The organism is Pontiella desulfatans (assembly GCF_900890425.1).
Taxonomy (GTDB): Bacteria; Verrucomicrobiota; Kiritimatiellia; order Kiritimatiellales; family Pontiellaceae; genus Pontiella; species Pontiella desulfatans.
Genome location: NZ_CAAHFG010000001.1, coordinates 990,448 through 1,011,082 on the forward strand (window position 1 = coordinate 990,448; position 20,635 = coordinate 1,011,082).

Sequence of the window (20,635 nt, forward strand, 5' to 3'; positions counted from 1 at the left end):
GGAGGGAACAATGAAAAAAATCGCTTTTGGATGGATGGCCTGCATGTTAATGGCGGTCGGAGCAGGTGCATCGAACCAGATTGGAACCTTCTGGTTTGTGCAGAAAGCCGGAGCGGGATCGCCTGAGGAGGTGGCAGACGATCTTTTGATGAATAACGGTCATGTGATCACCAACCTGAACCAAACTGGACTTTCCTGTTCCCGGGTCAGCGATGGCGATGATCTGGTGTACTCCATCACCTGGACAGGGGATGATTTTAATGGCGATGCGACGAATGACACATTTTCGTTCGATTTGCGGGTTGAAGGTTTTTCCGGATCCACCTACTCCTACAGCACCAATGCCGGAGAATCTTCCATGACGCTGCTTGGATCATCAACGGATGTGACGGCGATTAACAACACGTGGGGCGTGGGGGGTGATTTTGATGTGGATGCCGGCGAAAGCCTCCGCTTTACGGTGGAGAATTTTTCGGTTTCAGTTCCGGGTTTTATGGCTGAATTCAATGGGGCCATTTCTATGGTGGCGATGGAGTCGAACGGAGGGCGCGATCACGCGTTGATTCGTGGGGAAGGAACCAATCTCAATGCTTCAATTTTTTCGGCTCCAACCGCAAGCTATGCATTTTCCGGAATGGATCCTTTTGTCGTAACCGGCGCGGGCAGTTTTTATCTGGGAAGCCGGGAGTGGGCGGTTTCTAAGGTCGGCTTTAAGTTCACGGTGTCGAATCCATCCAATTCGGTGGTTTGGGATGTCTCGGATTATTCGGAAGATCCCACCGGTCCGCAGTATATCGATCCCTATCCGGCTCAAACGAATTTTGCCAGCTACCCGGAGTTTTCCTGGGATACGGTGCCGCGCTGGCTGGCCCTTAGAAGTACGACCGCGCTGGAGGAATATAAGGTCGAATCGGTCGCCGACCACTACCAGATTGTGATGCTTGAGAAAGCGAATAAGCAGGGCTTTACCTATATCGAGGATGGCATCGTGAATGTGTCAACACGGCTCAAGGCGCTGAATCCAAACATCAGAACCCTGTTCTACCGGAATACCGTTGTGCATTACGGTGGATACGAATCGGACGCCGGCTATGATTCCGATGCCTGGAGCCAATATACGATCGGTGACGACGGGACCACCAACTACACGTTGATTCGGAATATTTACAGGATGTATAATGCCAGTATTCCTGAGTTGAGGGAATGGTGGCTGGATGCGGCGTTGAGTATATTTGACGACCCGGACGGGATGGCGAATGTGGACGGCATTTTTCTCGATAAGGTCGGGGGCGGTGGAGCGCCTCTGATTGACGGCGAAGGAAACTTTGCATCTGATTATGTGGAGATGCTCTATACCCTCCGCCAACAGATGCCGGCGAATAAGTTGCTGACCGGAAATACGCTCCGGAATGAGAATAAGAACGGCGACCGGGAAATGATGAGCATTATGCAGGGTTCCTATCTTGAGCGCTGGCGGCTTCCTGATGCTTCCAGCAATCCGGCACAAACCGTTGCGGATGCAACCTGTGTAACGATTCAGCTGATGCGGGAAGCCCTTTCGCTCGGTAAAATTATCATGCTGCAGTCCGGCCCCATTGGCTTTACAGAGGTCGAAAATGATGACGGGGAACTCTTCACGGATCAGGAGGCTTTTGCGGCAGCGGTAGATGTGGCACTGGCGATATTTTTGATCGCGGCAGAAGAGAATGCTTATTTCAGTTATCAAAACACTGTGAACGCCCTCGATGATGATTGGAAGTGGGATTCAAGTTTTATCGAAGAGCTGAACCGTCCATTGGGTAAACCGTTAGGCGATCCCGTCAAAGACGGCTATGTCTATACCCGATCCTATGAGCATGTGGATGTGTGGGTGAATGTGGAAACACTGGAGGCGGTATTGGATTGGGATCCAGAACGTGGTCTGTCTAAGATGATTGGCTCGGATAATTTTGATGGGGTCAACGAGTATGAGAGTCGAACGATCAACGGCGGAATTAATGGCGATAATAACCTGTGGAACATTGTGAGCCGGGCAACGGTCGCGACCGACGAGGTGATCGATACCTCAGTGGAGGCCGGTGGCGTTGTGGCGCTGAACGCAGGGGATACATTAGGGTTTCTCGGCACAAATAAGACGGACAACGTCTTCGGCATGTATCGATCGGGCGCTTCGCGAACGCTGGTCTATACGTTTGATGTTTCCGGATATTATGATCTGAAGCTGGAGATGGACTGGGCGTGTTCCGGCGACATTGCCGACAAAAATACATCGGTTTCGTATTCGATTGATGGGGGGGCTACGCAAACCGTTTTTGATGTGGGCACATCCGGTGTAAACTGGAACGAAACATTGGACAATGGAACGGTGCTGGATCGGAACCGTCGCGCAAACGTTTTAACCAATGCTGTTTCAGCGAACCATTTAACCGATGAGTTCCAGACCTACGCCACGTCGATTGATGGAGCCGGATCACTTCTGACCGTAACCATCGTGATGGATTCTACGGTCGGCGGCTTCGGAGGATTCGGACTGGATAATCTGAAACTCTATGGCGCGGCTCTTGATCCCATTGATTTTGAACTCTGGATTGCCAATTATGATCTGAGTGGAACGAACGCCACAGAAAGTGCCAATCCGGACGGAGATCGGTATACGAACTACGAAGAATATATCGCCGGTCTGAACCCGGAGATTGCTGATGAATTTGCTCTGACCGGCTTCCTTACCGGCGAAACCAATTCCATGGATTGGAACGCCGTCAGCGGGCGCGTTTACAATGTCTATTGGTCGAGCAACTTGGTGCACGGATTTACGTTGATCGGGAGCAATCTTGTGGAGGGCTCATTTGTCGATACAACCACGGATCGGGATGTTCAGGCCTTCTATAAAATCACGGTGGAACGTGAGCTGTAACTTTGATTAGGAAAAAATTAGAATGAAGAAAAAATCAGTAGTGGCTGCTTTTTGTGCCGCCTTGGCCATTGGAGTCTATGCAGACCCAGATTGGGATGCCGTTGTGGCACTGGGCGATCTGACGAATGCGCCGTCCGTGTATACCACCAACGGTGTGGTCACAAATGTTAACTGCGTCGGTTCGATCCAGTCGATGATGTATGAGAGCGTGGAGTATACCGGTAAAACGACACGGGTTTGGGCGTATATCGGAATGCCGGCCGGCGCCAGTGCGGAGAATCCAGTGCCTGCGGTTGTGCTGGTTCATGGGGGTGGCGGTACGGCGTTTTCTGACTGGGTTCAGCACTGGAACGATCGGGGGTATGCCGCGATTGCCATGGATAACGAAGGGCGGATGGTCGATCCGGCTACAGGCGAAAAGTTTGTGCAACCCTGGGGCGGGCCGCAACGCACCGGCATCTATGACGATATGGCGAAGCCGATCGGGGATCACTTTATGTATCACGCAACCGCATCTGCCATTGTCGCCAACTCGCTGATACGTTCACTGCCTGAAGTAGATGCGGATAAAATCGGAATCATGGGTGTCTCCTGGGGCGGGGTGATCACCAGCACAACGATTGGGCTGGATGACCGCTTTGCATTTGCGATTCCAACCTATGGATGCGGTCATTTGTATGATGCAATGAGCCATTGGGGAGGAGCCCTTATTGATAATGAAACGTATAAGACCGTATGGGATCCCTTCCTTCGGTTGGATCAGGCAACCATGCCGGTGCTCTGGTATTCCTGGCCGGGGGATTATCATTTCCCGCTGGACAGTCAGGGAGCCAGCTATATGGCCGCTGCCGGGGAGCGCATGGTTTCTCTGGTGCCCGGAATGAATCATTCGCACGGTTCCGCCTGGTTCCGTCCGGAAAGTTATGATTTTGCAGACAGTATCATCAGTGATGGTACTGGATGGTGTGTGCAGCAGAGTCTCAGCCTGACCGGTTCGGATGTCGAAGCGGTTTTTGCAACTACGCGATCTCTGAAAACGGCAACGCTGCTGTTTGCAACCGAAACGGGCGCGACGACCTCCTTGGACTGGACCGAAACCAATGTGACTTCCATGGTGGAAAGTCCGGCGGGCATCTGGACCATCATGGCGCAACTGCCCGAAGGCACGACCGGGTGGTATATCAAAACCACGGCCGCGGCAAACGTTTCCGGCTATCGGGGTGAGGACGTGGTGGCCGGTTCTGATTATCAGGAAATCATTGAGTTTGAACTCCCTTCAGGTGGGTTTTCGCATTTGCACCCTTTGGGCGATACGCTGTCCACGGGGACGATAGAGATTGGTTTTTTCGCCCCTTCCACGCTGGAAATTGTAGATATTGTGGCAACCAACGAGTCGCACCCCGGGGCATTGACCTACACGGTCGACTTTCCGTGGCAGCTCCGTGAACCGGAGCTGCTGGAGCTTCAGTTTGATAACAGCGTGGCGGGTCTGACGGAAGGTCAATCGGCGACGGGTACGCTGGTGTTTGTCCGGGAAAATATGGACGGCAGTCGGGAGCAGGTTGAACTGCCCTATGCGGTCACCACACGGGATGCGCTGACCATTATTTATGAAGTCACCACCAACTGGGCTTCGCAAACGCCGTTCGTCATCGATGATGTACTCATTCGCAGTAATGCCGTGGTTTCATTGGATGCCGATTCCGAGGTGAATCAGCTTACGATTGATGACGGAAGCCTTCTGATAAATGGGGTTCACAGTTTAGCGACCGTTGCCGGGCTTTCGCTGAACGGAGCGGGCAACCTGATCGTGGAATCCGGAAGTCTGAGCGTGGGCGGCAGTACGATTTCAAGTCTGGAGCTGATTGAAATCAGCGGAGGTGCCGTTAATTTCGGAACCGGGCACTGCCAGTTCGGTAAGGGCGGACCGTGTGAAGTTCGGGTGATCGGTGATGATGCCTCCATTTCCATGGCGATTTTAAACCAGCAGAATGCCACGGGTTCCCAAGGCACCTTCCGGTTTGTGCTTGATGAGAGCGGCGTCAGCCCGATTGAGATGAGCTCCTATATGCACCTGGCTGAAGCCACGATTATCGTGGATGGATCGGCCTACATGGGAGGTTCCAGTACCTCGGTGTTATTTTCTGCCTCGAACATTCAAACATTGGCCGATCCGAATAATATTTCCATGACCGGCTTTGAAGAAAACGCGTTCACCGCCTCCGTGGTTCAGGATACAGATCTGGATGAAGTTCGACTTATCATAACAGCCCAGCCCAGAGAGGTGCAGTTGATCGGCCGGGATGACTTTGATGGTGACACCCGGTATGAGAGCCGGACGATTACCGGTGCGAATAACAGCGACAACACGCTCTGGCAGATCGTGAACCGCGAAACCGTTGCGACCGACGAGGTGATTGATACCTCTGTGGAGGCCGGCGGCGCGGTGGCCCTAAACTCGGGGGATACATTGGGTTTCCTCGGCACCAACAAAACGGACAACATCTTCGGCATGTATCGGGCGGGTGCTTCGCGAACGCTGGTTTATACGTTTGATATTTCCGGGGCGGAAGAGTTGACGCTTGAAATGGACTGGGCCTGTTCCGGCGATATGGCCGATAAGAATACGTCGGTTTCCTGCTCGATCGATGGCGGTGCAACGCAAACCGTTTTTGATGTGGGTACATCCGGTGTTAATTGGAATGAAACATTCGATAATGGAACGGTGATTGACCGTAATCGGAGTGCATCTGTTACAACCAATGGCGTGGCTGCACTTCATTTAACCGATGAATTTCAAACGTACACCATGTCGGTTGCAGGAACAGGATCAAACCTGACGGTATGGATTGTAATGGACAATACCGTCGGCGGTTTTGGCGGATTCGGGCTCGATAATGTGACGCTTAATGGAACCGTTATTGCATTGGATGGTTTTGAAGCCTGGATGAGCGGGTACAGCCTGAGCGGCACGAACGCCACAGAAAGTGCCAATCCGGACGGGGATCGGTATACGAACTACGAAGAATATATCGCCGGGCTCAATCCGGAGGTTGCGGATGCTTTTTTAATCAGTGGTCTCACCGATGGTGAACGCCTGGAATGGGATGCCGCCAGCGGCCGTGTCTACAACGTCTATTGGTCGAGCAATTTGGTGGACGGGTTCTCGCTGATCCACAGCAACGCCCCTGGCGGAGCCTTCATCGATGCGGGGCGCACGGCCAATCCAGCCGGCTTCTACAGAATCTCGGTTGAACTCGCACCGTAAAGAACGGACGCTGGCATCCCTGCGGTGAAACAGGTTTTTGAGAGTATACAAGACACGATATGAGGCTTGAATGATGAAAAATGGCAGACATCGCAGATCCTTCCTTTTGAGCATCCTCGCGTTGATGGGTGCGGCACACGTAGCGCATTCGAGCACCACTGCGGCGAGTTCGCCGAAGCCTACTATCGTTTCGCAGGAGGCCGCTCCCGAAAAGGGTTCCCATGCAGAAACGGATAAAAATGCAGTGTGGTCGTTTACGCCGGATCCCAACCTGCCCAACGTTCTGATTCTTGGCGACTCGATTTCGATCGGCTACACCCTGCAGGTGCGCGAACTTTTGCAGGGCAAGGCCAATGTGTTTCGTCCAATGCGAGGGAACCGCCGGTTAAATTGCAACGGGACGGGATTTGGCGTTGCGAACCTGGACACATGGCTGGCGGGGCAGCGGTGGGACGTCATTCATTTTAATTGGGGGCTGCACGATCTCAAGCACGTCAAAACGGCTGGGTCGAACGACAAGTCGAACGATCCCGACGACCCCACTCAGGCGACGCTTGAAGAGTATGTAAAAAACATGGAGACCATCGTCGAGAAGCTCAAAGCCACCGGTGCCCGCTTGGTTTTTGCCACAACGACCCCCATCGTTCAGGGAACGCTCAATCCCTTGCGCACACCGGAAGCCCCGGTGCGCTACAACGCCGCCGCGTTGGAAATCATGGAAGCGAACAAGGTTCGAGTGAATGATCTGCATGCTCTCTGCGAACCTAACCTCAACGAGTGGCAGCTTCCAAGGAACTGTCATTTCAAGCCTATCGGTTCAGAGGCGCTTGCGAAACAGGTTGCCGCCCTGATCGCCGAAGAGCTTGGCGCTGCGGACAAAACGGGAACGCCTGGTGCGGGCATGCCTGGTCCCGCTGTGTCGACGGGCAGCGGTCCCAACAGCATTTAGATGATGGCGGGGCGCTGCTTCAGCTGATCCCATATCGGTCTCGGCGGCCCGCGGGTGATGAATACAACCGGGCAGATGGGAATCGCCACGGGATATGCTGCCGCGCTGTGTAAAAAGTATGACACTACGCCGCGCGGTATTTATTTGAACCGCATGGAGGAGCTGCAGGATCTTGTAAACGGTGATCCTTAAACTCACTGGCGGCCTTGACAGTCCGTTCTTCCTTTACTACATGTTTTGAATGAATCGGCCTTTTAAAACGCCCGCGCATCGTACCTGTTCGAATCGCCTGAAGAGGTGTAAGCGGAGCGGGTTGTTTTTCATGGGATTGGCTCTGGCCGGGGCCGGTTTTGCTGCAGTTGAATCGGTGGATCCACGTTTCCCTTCCGAGCTGCGACCTGTCGTTGCTGATAATTGGTCTCGCCGGCCGTGGCTGCGTATCGGACAGCTGGAGGCCGAGCGGGATCAACTTTTGGAGATCATTTCAGGGTTGCCGCAGCACAACCCTAAATACCTGTCTGACCGATTGGGCTACCACTCGGGGATCACAGATCCGTTGGCCGCGGAACGTGCAGCGCCCCACCAAATCGACATCACCTTTCAATGGAGGCCTGCTCTTGATTCCATTGCGCTGGTTCCGGCCTTCAGCTCACAAGGTCTGACCGCCGCTGGATGGTGCGGAAGGGTTCGGCTTTCGTCCCCGGATTCGCGTCGTTGCCGTTGGTGGCGATGTAATAGTGCTGCCCGGAAACCGCGAGTTTGAGATTGCGCCGCTGGATCGGCGTTCGGACGGAGTATTCAACCAGCGTGGGTTTTGGGGCTGCCAGTACCAGGGCGGGAATGGACAGGACGATTAGAATGGATGGCTTCATTGGAACTCCCTCGTGTGCATGTGCATGAACCGCGGCGTGCGCCTTTGCTTACCCATTTCATTGTCATCCCATAGATATTGAAAAAAAAGGCTGGCATGTGCCGTTGAAATCCTCCACTCGGAGGGTATGAAAAAACAACATAAACACAAGCCAGCCGGACATAGGTATACAACCTTGAAACAATTGTGCAATCTGATTCCCGGACACATGGTGTCGAGCCTTGCGCAGAAGCATGGCGTGGACATTCAAAGCCGGACGTACACGCCGTGGAGCCATGTGGTTTCTTTGCTGTACGCCCACTTCTCCCATGCACTCGGACTCAACGATGTGTGCGACGCGCTCCAGATGAACGCGGCGGCGCTCTCTACCATCCGCGGCGCGGTTCCTCCGTCGCGTAACAACCTGAGCCACGCGAACAAGATCCGCAACGCGGACATGGCCGAAGAGCTCTACTGGTGCATGATGAAGCATCTGATGGATACAGTCCCGGGCTTCGCGAAGGGCAAGGTTCGGCGCGGATACCTCCGGCGCTTCAGCAAGACGATCCATGCGCTGGACTCGACCACGATCCAGCTCGTCGCCAACTGCATGGACTGGGCGAAGCATCGCCGCCGCAAGGCTGCGGCCAAGTGCCACCTGCGCCTCGACCTGCAAAGCTTCCTGCCCCGGTGCGCCATCATCGACACGGCGAAGCACCATGACAGCACGATGACCCAAAGCCTGTGCGCCGAGCTCAAACCCGGTGAAATCGCCGTGTTCGACAAGGCCTACAACAAGTTCAAGCATCTTTTCGAGCTGACGGTGCGCGGTGTCTGGTGGGTTGGCCGGGCGAAGGACAACATGCAGTACAAGGTGGTGCGCACCCTCGAAACCACCGGGCACAAGCGCATCCTGCGCGACGAGGTCATCGAGATGGTGGTCGAAGCATCGAAGAAAGCCTATCCGTGCGAGTTGCGCCGGGTCGTGGCGCTGGTCGAGATTAACGGCAAGGATGTCGAAATCGCCTTCATCACCAATCACCTGGAGTGGAGCGCGTGGACGGTCGCCGAACTCTACCGTTGCCGCTGGGACATCGAGGTGTTCTTCAAGGAGATCAAGCAGACGCTCCAACTCTCCGACTTCCTGGGCTACAGCGCCAACGCCGTGCGCTGGCAGATCTGGATGGGGCTGCTGGTCCACCTGCTGATGCGCTGCCTCGCGTTCATGCACGGATGGGAGCACAGCTTCAAGCGGCAGTTCACTGTTGTGCGCGCGGTGCTTTGGCGCCGGTGGAACCTGCCCGCCTTGCTGGATTCCTATGGGACAGCCAAACCGCCCGGCCGCATACGGGGTGCGCCGGAACAGGCGTATCTGCCGGGGTTTGTCTAAGAGCTGTGGGACAGCCATATGCACAAAGCGCGGAACCATGGTTAACCTTCAACAAAAAATCGGAATTGACTAAATGAATCGGACATCAGAAACCTTAACAAAAACGGGGTTTTACTCTCCGTCAGCACCACCTATGGGATGAATGTGTACCCATTTTATATCTGGCAGGACTCTCCTATCCTCTGTTTAGGCGACACGCGGCGTTTCTGTTGATGCTACGCTGAGGGGTACAAGGTGTGGATGTTGTGGGGATGGGGGGTATCCCCTAAACACGTGATGGACGGGATTTGCAGGCACGCTACCATTCTAAAACGAGAACTGGTACGTTCCGTTGGAACATAAGTGGGTAGGATATGGAAATGAAGAACATGAAGCTTAAACGCGTTGCGTACGCGGCGATGATATTTTGGATGGGGACTTCGTGTGGGGCGCAGATTGAACCGACGTGGGAATCGCTGGCGGCGAACTATCGGGTGCCGGACTGGTTTGTGGATGGTAAGCTCGGCGTCTGGTTCCACTGGGGCATCCCTTCTTCGATCGACGACGGCCGGCCGCATGATGGTTCGCACTATGGCGCGTGGATGTATGGAACCGAGGGGCAACTGAGTGCCGCGAAGCACCCGGAGGCGGTGCAGAAGCTGACCGACTGGCACAACAACCACTACGGCCACTATTCCGAGTTTGGCTATGAGGATCTGATTCCGCGCTTCAAAGCCGAAAAGTGGGATCCCGATGCGTTGGTCAGGGAGGTCAAGGATGTCGGTGCAAAGTTTATTATGCCGGTCGCCTGCCACCATGATAACTTCGACATGTATGCTTCGTCCCATCCCTGGAACTCGGTGGACATGGGGCCCCGGCGCGATACGTTGAAGGAATGGAAAGCGGCCGCGCAGAAGGAAGGTTTGAAGTTCGGCGTCTCGACGCACCTGTATTGGTCTCCGCGCTTTTTTAACTCCGCGCGCAAGTGCCAGACCGAGGGAACGCTGGAAGCAAAACTGTTCAATATGGAGTATCCGCCGAAGAATTATCACGCTTCCGATGCCTGGAACCAGCACTGGTACGACCGCTGTTGGGAAATCATCGAGAAATATGATCCGGACATGTTCAACAACGATTCGCCGTATCCAACCATCAAGGATGGAAACGGGCTGGGGCTTAAGCTGTTTACGGAGTTTGTGAAGAAGGATCAGGCGCAGAACGGCGGTAAGCAGGACTGCGTGCTCTCTTTCAAAAACCCGAACGAGAACAAGAAGGCCTTCACCTACAACATGGAACGCGGCAGCGCCGCCGAGATCGAGCCGGAGCCGTGGATGTGGGCGACCGACCTCTCGGGCACCTGGTTCTACCGCGACGGTGCGCGAAACCGCATGAGTATTCCCGTGATGGTGGGGAACGCGATCGACTCGGTCAGCAAAAACGGCGTGATCATGCTGAACATTGCGCTAAAAGGCGACGGCTCGATTCCGGAGTATCAGATGGAATACCTGAATGCCTTCCGCAAGCTGATGAAGTTCAATGGCGAGGGCATCTACGGTTCCAGACCCTGGAAGGTTTTCGGCGAAGGCCCGTTGGTTATCAAGGACGGGCGCGGCAGCGAAAACTTGAAGCCGTGGTGCCCGCAGGATATCCGCTTCACCACCAAGGGGGGCTCGCTCTATGCCTTTGTGCTGGCCGTGCCGACCGAGGATATCGTGATCAAGACGCTGAGGAAGGACGGGATCTACGAGGGCTCTATCGAAAAAATCAAGATGCTTGGAAGCAAGGAGCCCATCCAGTGGAAGCGTTCTGCCGATGGATTGATCATCAAGCTACCCACGAAGCTGCCGGATTCGCCGGTCATCGGGTTCAGGATTTCCGACTGACTGGAGCGCCACGGTTCGCGCATCCCGCAAAATAGGGATGGTCGGTGGTCGGTATTTGGTGTTCCATGGTGTGCTTTGGTGTCGTACGGAAACCCGGTGAACGTGAAGGATTTGAATGATGTGTACTAATCAGGTGAAGCTTGTTTTGGCAGTCGGTCTATGCGGGCTGTTGAGTTCGGGAAACGCGGCGGTGCAGCGGGAGGATAGTTGCGTCGTCATCGATTTGGCAGCGGCAAAGGCTGTGGATGGGTCAATTACCGTTGATTTTCAGCTGAAGGAACCCGGAGCCTATGTCGTGCAGTTGGTGCATGAGCCCGCAGTGGCCGGCAAGACGCTTTCGGCATTGGCCAGGGTCGATGGCGAGCCGGTGGGCGGGGAGCTGAAGCGCGACTATTGGATCGAGGACGGAATTGTTTCCACCTTTACCGAGGCGGTCGAACTTGCCGAGGCCGGAACCCATGCGGTAAGCGTCGAGTGCGGGGCCAAGCCGTTGAAGGTTCGGCTGATCCCAAGCGTTTACTGGAGGAGCCGCATCATGGTCGGTTCCGGGAAGCATTACGACGAGTGGATCAAGATGCACCAGTCGCCGGAAAAGCAGGCGGCGATGGAGTGGTACAAAAACGCGCGCTTCGGCATGTTTATCCACTGGGGCGTCTATTCCCAGGCCGCCGGGAGCTGGAAGGGGACCAGGATTGAAGATTCGGGGATCAAGGGGCCGCGGGTGGCGGAGTGGCTGATGTATACCTTCAATATTCCGCGCGAGGAATACCGTGCGTTTGCCCAACAGTTTAATCCCGACGAATCCTTCGCCGTAAACATTGCCAGGCTGGCCAGCGACACCGGCATGAAATATGTGGTGATCACCGCGAAGCATCATGATGGATTCGCGTTGTTCGATTCGGCCAGCTCCGATTGGGACATCGCGGATGCCACGCCGTACGACGGAGATCTGATCAAGGAGCTGTATGAGGCCTGCCGGGCGCAGGGGATTGATTTCGGGGTCTACTATTCCCACGGCCACGACTGGATGGAGGGGTGCGACGCCAATTATGCCCATGTGAAAAAAGTACGGGATGAATATAACGTCCCGACCCGCCCGAACGGGAAAAACATGTGGGACCCGAGCCCGAATGGATACAACGATTATCTGGAAGGCAAGGCCTATCCGCAGATTGCCGAGCTGATCAAGCTGATGCCGGACCTTCGTCTGATCTGGTTCGATGGCGAGGGGCTGATTACGGAAGCGCAGGCGCTGCGGTTCTACCGGATGATCTATGACCTGAATCCGAATATTGTGGTGAACCGTCGCGTCGGCTATGAGTATGGCGACTACATGGATGCGGGCGACAACACAACGCCCAAGGCCGGTGAGTTGGTGGCCAAATATTTTGAAACCTGCGGAACCGCGAACCATTCGTGGGGCTTCAAGGCGCACGACCACCATTGGAAAAGCACCAACCAACTGCTCCGAAACTTTGTGGACATCATTTCCAAGGGCGGGAACTATCTCCTGAATATCGGTCCCGATGGAAAGGGCACGGTGCCCGGGCCGTGCGTGGAGCACTTTGTGGAAATGGGCGCGTGGGTGAAAACCAATGCCGACGCCATATTCGGGACGACCCGCTGGATCCGCTTCAATGAAAACGTGAATCCCGAAAAAGGAGCCGAATCGGTTCCCGGCGAATTCTGGTTCAGCGCCAAAAGCAACAAGGTTTATGCCATGTCGCTTGCCCCGGCCCCCGGCACCGTTCGGGTTGGATCGCTCAACGCCTCGGTTGGCAAGGTCACCGCCCTGCGCTTGCTGGGCAGCGATGCAACGCTGGAATGGACGCAGACCGACCAGGCGCTGGAAATCAATTTTTCCGGAATTAAGACGGACGATAACGGCTTCGTGGTGGAAGCAACGATTGAAGAGTAGGGGGCGGTGCAATCGCGGGGCCGTTGGGTTAGGCAAAAGTAAGGAATAAAATGAAGAAATACAAGATCGTGGTTTTAGTGGTCGCCGGACTAGGCATGGCCGGTGCGGCAACCCTGGCCGAAACAAAGAAGCCCAATATCCTTTTCATCTTTGCAGATGATATGAGCTACGAAACCATCGGGGCGCATGGGTTGCTGGATATCGATACCCCGCATCTCGACACCCTGGTGGAAGGCGGAGCCAGCTTCACCCATGCCTACAACATGGGCGCCTGGGGCGGCGCGGTTTGTGTTGCCAGTCGAAAGATGCTGAACACGGGGCTCTTTGTTTGGCGCTCGCAAAACGCCGACCTTGGACAGTGCGTCGGAGATGGCGGCATGTGGTCGCAACGGATGGGCAAGGCGGGATATCGAACATACATGTCCGGCAAGTGGCATGTGCCCACGAGTGCTCCCAAGATCTTCGACGTGGCGAAAAATGTGCGGCCCGGCATGCCGAACCAGGTGCCTTCCGGCTACAACCGCCCCAAGGACGAGGCCGATTATGAACAAGGCTGGAAACCGTGGGACACCACGCACAACGGCTATTGGAAGGGCGGTAAACACTGGAGCGAAGTGCTCGCTGACGACAGCGTTGAATTTCTGGAACAGGCCGCGAAGGACGACCAGCCCTTCTTCATGTACCTCGCCTTCAACGCGCCCCACGATCCGCGGCAGGCGCCGAAGGAATACATCGACCGCTATCCGCTCGACCGCATCAAGGTGCCGGAAAACATGTTGCCGGAATATCCCTATGCGGAGGAGGCCTGCGGCAAAGGGTTGAGGGATGAAAAGCTGGCTCCCTATCCGCGCACGGAATATGCGGTAAAGGTGAACCGTCAGGAATATTTCGCCTTGATCACGCACATGGATGACCAGATCGGGAAAATCCTGGAAGCCTTGGAAAAAACGGGGCAGGCCGAAAATACCTACATTTTCTTCTCGGCCGATCACGGCCTGGCCGTTGGGCACCATGGTTTCATCGGCAAGCAAAACATGTATGAGCACAGCATGCGCCCGCCGTTCCTGATGGTGGGGCCGGGGGTGAAGGCGGGTTCGCGAATCGATGCGCCGATCTACCTGCAGGACGTCATGCCCACCGCGCTCGACCTGGCGGATGCCGGAACGGAGGGCATCGACTTCCAAAGCCTGCTTCCGCTGGTGAAGGGGAAAACCTCGAAACACTATGATGCCATCTACGGGGCATACATGGGAAACCAGCGCATGGTCATCAAGGAGGGCTGGAAACTGATTGCCTACCCCAATATTGGAATCAAGCGCCTCTATCATCTGGATAAGGATCCGCAGGAAATGAATGACCTGGCCGCCAGTCCCGAATATGCCACCAAGCTGAAACAGCTATCCATCGAACTGGAAAAGGAGATGGATGCCCAGGACGATCCAATGTCCTCCATTGCCGCCGCTGACTTTCCGAAGGCACCGAAAAAGAAAAAATAGCAAGGGCAATGCCTTGAAGGAACGTAAATAGGAATGTGTGTCATGAGGGATATGAAAAAGTTAAACCTAATCCTGTTGGTCGCCGCCGCGTCGCTGGGCTGGTGCGGAAGGGCCCATGGCCTCGAACCGCTGAAGGAATCGAACGAGGGGAACCAGAAGGATGCCATCAACCGCTTCCTGTCGAGATACGACAAGGACGGCAACGGCACGTTCGAGAAAGCGGAGGACGGGAAGACCTGGAGTCGCAACGGAAAGCTCGACAAAAACAAGGACGGGAAACTGGACAGGGAGGAGCTGGCGGGGCTTGGGCTGACGTATGTCGACAGCCCCGGCAAGCAACTGCGCAACGTCCGTTTCAAGCGCACCGAGACGGAGGATGTCTATCTGGACTTCTATTATCCGGATGTGGATGAAAGCAACGGCAAGCCGGTTGTCATCTATACCCACGGGGGCGGTTGGGCCGCAGGGAGTCGGCACGGGGCCGGGAACGCTTCGTTCAATGTGGTTCATGGCGCTCTCCTTAAGAAGGGCTTTTGCGTGGTCTCCGTTGGATATCGCCTGGTCAAGAAGGACGGGGAAACCGCAATGCGCGACTGCGTGATTGATGCCAAGGACGCGCTTTGCTTCATCTCGGCGTACCGCAAGGAACTGGGCATCGATCCGATGCGCATCTACACCTTTGGCGACTCCGCCGGAGGGCACCTTTCGCAAATGGTGCTGCTGTCGCCGCCCGATAGCCTGAAGGGCGATCCGGAGCTGGCGAAATATCCCTACAAAACCGTGGCGGGCGTCTCCTGGTACGGCCCGTGCGATTTCGAGAAGACCGACTTGTTCAACCACGACGACCGCGAAAACTTCCGCGACCGCTTCGGCCCGCGCATTCTCAAGCCGGACACCAAGCCGGAAGACAAGCTCGCACTATATCGGGAGATGGGCCCGGTCAACTATTTGACGAAGGAGAGTCCGCCGCTCCTCATGATCCAGGGCGACAAGGACACCACCATTCCGGTCAAGCACGCCTACCATATGCAGGAAAAGGCGAAAGCCGTGGGGGCGCCCGTTGAGATCCTGATCGTAAAGAACGCCGGACATAACTGGCGAATGGTGGATGCGGAGATCGATCCCTCGCGGAATCAAATCATTGATCGAACCGTCCGTTTTTTGGTCGATCATTTATAGTCGTTCTTCCTGGAAAGGGTATGGGTTGGATGGGCAAGCGTGTATTGGAAATCAAAGGTAGGTTTATGAAGAAAACAAAATTGATGTTGATGGTGTTCCCCGCTCTTCTGGTGGGGCTGTCCTCTGGAACGGCGCAGGCCATTGAGGAGTCGTCGTTCTCGAAGTCGCTTGTGCCGGGCGCGTTTATCTTGCCGTCGGACGAGGAGTCCTGGACGTGGGGGATGGCGCCGATGTACGACGAGGCCGGAAAGCTGCACATCTTTAATTCCGTTATTCCCAATTCCGGCCGATGGGTGGAAAACAGCAAGATCGTCCATTGGACCGCCGATTCGGTTGAGGGCCCCTATACGCTGGTGGGCGATCTGTTTTCGAGCGATGACATCGGTTACCATAACCCGCAGATTTCAAAGGTGGGCGATACCTACGTCTTGGTTTACCTGTATAACAAGCATAACGATGAGAATGGTTCCATGCAGGAGGTCGGGATTGCCACGGCCACATCGTTGGATGGTCCCTGGAAGGAAAGCCCATTGAACCCGATCATTCCGGCTTCCGGCGAAATGAACGGCGCCACGATCAACCATGCTTCGAACCCGACGTTTGTTGCGGCACCCGATGGCACGTTCCGCATCTATTACAAATCGATGACGACCAAGCATCGGTTGCGGGAAATCTCGATGGCGGTCAGCGACACCCTTGAAGGCCCGTACAAGAACCATGAAGGAAACCCGGTGATCAGCTATGCCGACCAGCAACTGGACATCGAAGATCCCTACGCGTTTTATTACAACGGAATGTACTACATGATCGTGGAGGATCGCCGGGGCGTGAAGGATATGCTCGAGGGCAATCCGCTGCCGGTGAACCACAGGAAGTCGGGCGGATTACGCCCCGGTCTCATCTATACCTCCAAGGATGGAATCGACTGGGGAATCCCGGAGGTCGGCTATTTGACCAACGAAATCTATTTTGGCGCACCACTGGCGCGTAGCGAACGCCCCAGTATCCTGTGGAAGGATGGTCAACCTGAATATCTCTTCCTGGCCTGCCACGATAAGGATCCAACCGCCGGATACTATCTGAAGATTAACAACTGGAAGGGGCGGTAGGCGGATCGGGATTCCTTCGCAATGCGGAGGGCGGACTATTCCCGCATGGCCGCATTAATCGCCTTCTGGATTTCCGCATCCAGGGCCTTCGCCTTCGCTTCGGCTTCGGGAAGGGGGAGGGTTTTCTTTTTCATTACGCCGGGGTTGCCATGGCCAATGTCGTTGAGCAGGGCGCGGTCGTAGGCGAGTCGCTGCTCCTTAACGAGGCCGATGACCGTGTTCCATTGCGGGTCGGTGGCATGCGGGCTGGAGCCGGTCTCGAGCAGGTCGGAGCCGGTCTGGTAGCCCAACGCTTGCAGGAAGGCCTCGGCCATCAGCTCATGGCCGTAGGTGTTGGGATGGATGGGTTCCCTGGGGTAGCACTTTTCCATGAACTTTTCGATGGGCGGGCGGATGGAGAAGGCGCGGACGCCGTTCTTGCCGTTGAGCGTCATGATCCATTCGCCATACTTCGCCAGCACCTCGTTGTAGTCGGAGGCCGGGTGTTTGAAGCCAAAGCTTTCGCCTTCGCCGGGCGGTGCCTTGGGCTTGATCCGTCCGGCAAAGGGCGGCGGGGTGAGCAGGATCACCTTTGCGCCGATCGCCTGCGCATCGGCAACGAGTTTGTTGATGCCGGTTTGGTAGGCCGCAAGGCGCTCGTTGGAGAACGGGTGGTAGATGGCGCAATTCATGCCGTAGCAGGCGATCACCACATCGGGGTTTGTCCGCTCCAGCACGCGGTCGAGCCGGGTGTGCAGATCGGGGCGGGGGAAGGGATGGTCCGGTTCCGAGAGTCCGGAAACCGTTTCGCTGCTTAGGCCGAGGTTGATGACCTCGGGGGCGTCGGCCTGGTTGAGCAGGAGCCAGGTTTCGATATGGTCGGTGTAGTGCCCGCCCTGGGTGATGCTGTCGCCCAGGAACAACCACCGTTCCTTTGCGGCAGCATTGAACGCGATGGCCAGGCATGCCAGGCAGAGTAGCGGCTTGATGTTTATCGTCATAATGAACCTCCATGAAAGCATTGAGCCATAAGGTACCGCAACCATCCTGTAAACGCACGATGGGAATTCAACGTCATGCATGTAGATTGCTTCCATGAAAAAATATGCATATCCATGTGTTTTGGTTTCCCTGATTTGCCAGGCGGGCATTGCGGCCACGGGCTACCCGGTCTTTTCGTGGGACACGGTGCCGGTGTACCTCCATTTCGGAAGCTCCACCCGCATGACCGATGGGCAGATTGAAACGGCGGCGGGCATGTCGGACTTCATCTGCCTGGAAAAGGCGCATGGAACACGAACCGACCAGGCGCATCCGGAACGGATTGCCGCAGAGGATGCGCGACGGCTCAAGAAGGCCAACCCGGATGCCAAGGTGCTGATGTATTGGAACACGCTGATTGCTTGGCCGTTCGCGTCCTATAACCGCGACTTTGCCTCCACCCACCCCCAGGACTGGATCTTGCGGGATATGGGGACGGGCGAGCCGTTGTATAAAGTGGATCGACCCAATTTCCAGGTGGCCCAGTATAACCTGCTCAATCCCAAGGTGCGCGATTGGTGGGTGGACACCGTCAGTGGCGCGGTGAATGAATTCGGTTTCGACGGTCTCTTCATGGATGCCATTTCGCAATCCAAGCGTCCGCTTTGGCTCCGCAAGGGGTGGGGGATGGGTCGGGAGGACGAGCTGGATGCGGCGGCCATCGATTTGATGAAACGAACCAAGGCGAAGATGGGCTCCGGAAAAATGCTTATCTACAACGGCTTCCGCGCCCACGCGGCGAAGGCGGATGGCGGGGCGGCGGCCGGTACGGAGTTCTTGCCCTATGGCGACGGCGCCCAGATCGAGCACTTCGATGGACTCTCCTCGAAGAGCAAGGAGGATATCCTGCTCTACTGGCAGATGGCGGATGAAGCGGCGAAGGCCGGGAAGATCGTGCTTTACAAAGGTTGGCCGGACCACGACATCAATTGGTTGAATGCGGAGTTCATGAAAAAGAGCGCGGACGAGAAGGAGACGATTGCCCGGCGGAAGCTGGAATATCCGTTGGCTCTCTACTTGATCGGCGCTCGGGAAAACAGTTATTTTTGTTATGGCTGGGGGTACGGCATTGATGATGGTCAGTTGGTTGACTATCCGGAATACCGCCGCCAGCTCGGTGCTCCGAAGGGGGATGCGATCCGCAAAGGATGGAAGTTTAAACGGGAATTCAAGCATGCCATCGTGGTGGTTGATCTCGAAACACGGGAAGGGAAAATCCAATGGTTGAAAAATTAATGTGGCTTCGCACCGGTCTAAGGTCGAACGTCTGGTGTCTCTTGGGTCTGGTTGTGGCCATCGGTGCTGTTGCCAAGCCAGAGAAACCGAACCTGATCTTTATCTTCGCGGATGACTGGGGCTATGGCGATCTGGGGATCCATGGCAGTACGTTCTGCAAGACGCCGCGGCTGGACCGGATGGCCAGCGAAGGCATCGACTTCCAAAACTTCACGGTCAATCATCCCGTCTGCTCGCCGAGCCGGACGGCGGTGATGACGGGGCAGTTTCCCGCGCGGCATTCGGTGCATCAGCATTTTGCCTCCACGGAGCATCACGTTAGGGCAGGCATGCCCGACTGGCTGGATCCGAAGGCACCGATGCTGCCGCGTATGCTCAAGGAGGCGGGCTACGCCACCGCCCACTTCGGCAAGTGGCACCTTTGCAACGACCATATTCCCGACGGGCCGATGCCGCCGGAATATGGCTACGATGAGTTTGGTGCGTTCAACCTTCCGAACGAAGCCCCGGAGCAAATGCCGACCGTTGCAACCTGCCCGCGTGCGGTCGACTTCATCAAACGCCACAAGGACCAGCCGTTCTTCATCAACCTCTGGCTGCACGAAACCCATACGCCGCACTATCCGCTGGAGAAATACCTGAGCCAGTTCGAAAGTCTGGACGAGCAAAAGCAGGTCTATGCGGCCGTGGTGGCCGAGGGCGATGCCGGGGTCGGGCTCGTGCTCGACACCTTGAAGGAGCTCGGGCTGGATGAAAATACGCTGGTCGTCTTTTCCTCCGACAATGGCCCGGAATGGACGGGCTCGAAAAAGCAGACCGACGATACCTCCACGGGGCCGGGCCTCGGTTCGTATTATTCCGTTGGCGAAAAAGGCGAACTGAAGGGACAAAAGCGGTCGCTCTATGCCGGTGGTATCCGCGTGCCCTTCATCGCGCGCTGGCCCGGCGTGGTGCCGGTCGGAAAAACCGACCGCGATTCCGTGCTTACCGCCGTTGATCTGCTGCCCACCTTCATGGAGCTGGCCGGGGAGAAGCTGCCCAACGGCTATGAACCCGATGGCCAGAGCATGGTCTCCGCCCTGAAGGGGAAAGGTTTTGAACGTAGCAAGCCGATCTTCTGGGAATGGGCGCCGGCGCGGAACCATCCCGAAGTGTGGCCGCACCAGGGGATCTGCGAGGGCAAGTGGAAGCTGCTCTACAATGAAAAACTCGGGAAGGCGGAGCTTTACAACCTGGAAGAAGATTGGGCGGAAGCCTCCGATGTCTCGAAGGAGCATCCGGAAACCGTCGAAAAACTCACCCTTCAAATCAAGGCGTGGAAAAAGACGCTGCCCACCGAACCGCCAGCCGACTGTGTTTCCAGGCTCAGGAACCCTAAATGATTCGCAATACATCCGCGGAAGGGGGGCGCCGTAAAAATGCACTACGATGGAAGCTTCCTGGC

At 55.9% G+C, this 20,635-nt stretch carries 13 protein-coding genes; 11 read left to right on the forward strand and 2 right to left on the reverse strand.

Features of this window, described 5'->3' with window-relative positions; all coding sequences use genetic code 11:
• Window positions 1–10 precede the first annotated feature (10 nt).
• The 3 genes from E9954_RS03835 (at window position 11) to E9954_RS03845 (ending at window position 7,131) form a co-directional block, all read left to right on the forward strand.
• The gene (locus E9954_RS03835) at window positions 11–2,914 is read left to right on the forward strand and encodes a putative glycoside hydrolase (protein WP_168441941.1); all 2,904 of its coding nucleotides are present in this window, start codon (window positions 11–13) and stop codon (window positions 2,912–2,914) included.
• A gap of 22 nt (window positions 2,915–2,936) precedes the next feature.
• Window positions 2,937–6,182, forward strand: a complete 3,246-nt coding sequence (locus tag E9954_RS03840) for an alpha/beta hydrolase family protein (protein WP_136077914.1) — start codon at window positions 2,937–2,939, stop codon at window positions 6,180–6,182.
• A gap of 70 nt (window positions 6,183–6,252) precedes the next feature.
• Window positions 6,253–7,131, forward strand: coding sequence for an SGNH/GDSL hydrolase family protein (locus E9954_RS03845; RefSeq protein ID WP_222847038.1), 879 nt, complete (start codon window positions 6,253–6,255; stop codon window positions 7,129–7,131).
• A 644-nt stretch (window positions 7,132–7,775) separates the two neighbouring features.
• Here E9954_RS03845 and E9954_RS03855 read toward each other — a convergent pair.
• Window positions 7,776–8,003: a hypothetical protein gene (locus E9954_RS03855; protein ID WP_136077915.1), complete on the reverse strand. Its 228-nt coding sequence runs from the start codon at window positions 8,001–8,003 to the stop codon at window positions 7,776–7,778.
• A 126-nt stretch (window positions 8,004–8,129) separates the two neighbouring features.
• Between E9954_RS03855 and E9954_RS03860 the strand changes: the two genes are divergently transcribed.
• The 6 genes from E9954_RS03860 (at window position 8,130) to E9954_RS03885 (ending at window position 16,935) form a co-directional block, all read left to right on the forward strand.
• The gene (locus E9954_RS03860) at window positions 8,130–9,371 is read left to right on the forward strand and encodes an IS4 family transposase (RefSeq protein WP_136077916.1); all 1,242 of its coding nucleotides are present in this window, start codon (window positions 8,130–8,132) and stop codon (window positions 9,369–9,371) included.
• Between the two features lie 359 nt (window positions 9,372–9,730).
• Window positions 9,731–11,233, forward strand: coding sequence for an alpha-L-fucosidase (locus E9954_RS03865; protein ID WP_222847039.1), 1,503 nt, complete (start codon window positions 9,731–9,733; stop codon window positions 11,231–11,233).
• A 115-nt stretch (window positions 11,234–11,348) separates the two neighbouring features.
• Window positions 11,349–13,151, forward strand: a complete 1,803-nt coding sequence (locus tag E9954_RS03870; RefSeq protein WP_136077917.1) for an alpha-L-fucosidase — start codon at window positions 11,349–11,351, stop codon at window positions 13,149–13,151.
• A gap of 50 nt (window positions 13,152–13,201) precedes the next feature.
• A complete protein-coding gene (locus E9954_RS03875) occupies window positions 13,202–14,647 on the forward strand; it encodes a sulfatase-like hydrolase/transferase (RefSeq protein ID WP_222847040.1) in 1,446 nt (481 codons plus the stop codon).
• A 51-nt stretch (window positions 14,648–14,698) separates the two neighbouring features.
• A complete protein-coding gene (locus E9954_RS03880) occupies window positions 14,699–15,826 on the forward strand; it encodes an alpha/beta hydrolase (protein WP_136077918.1) in 1,128 nt (375 codons plus the stop codon).
• A gap of 65 nt (window positions 15,827–15,891) precedes the next feature.
• Complete coding sequence (locus E9954_RS03885) at window positions 15,892–16,935, forward strand: glycoside hydrolase family protein (RefSeq protein WP_136077919.1); 1,044 nt, start codon at window positions 15,892–15,894, stop codon at window positions 16,933–16,935.
• Window positions 16,936–16,970: 35 nt separating this feature from the next.
• Here the strand turns inward: E9954_RS03885 and E9954_RS03890 are convergent, their stop codons facing one another.
• Window positions 16,971–17,915: an SGNH/GDSL hydrolase family protein gene (locus E9954_RS03890; protein WP_168441942.1), complete on the reverse strand. Its 945-nt coding sequence runs from the start codon at window positions 17,913–17,915 to the stop codon at window positions 16,971–16,973.
• Window positions 17,916–18,009: 94 nt separating this feature from the next.
• Here E9954_RS03890 and E9954_RS03895 point away from each other — a divergent pair, with 94 nt between their 5' ends.
• Complete coding sequence (locus tag E9954_RS03895; protein ID WP_136077921.1) at window positions 18,010–19,191, forward strand: putative glycoside hydrolase; 1,182 nt, start codon at window positions 18,010–18,012, stop codon at window positions 19,189–19,191.
• Window positions 19,176–20,573 (forward strand): sulfatase family protein, encoded by a 1,398-nt coding sequence (locus tag E9954_RS03900; protein WP_222847041.1) that lies wholly within the window; start codon window positions 19,176–19,178, stop codon window positions 20,571–20,573. The genes E9954_RS03895 and E9954_RS03900 overlap by 16 nt, the downstream gene beginning before the upstream one ends.
• Window positions 20,574–20,635: the final 62 nt, after the last annotated feature.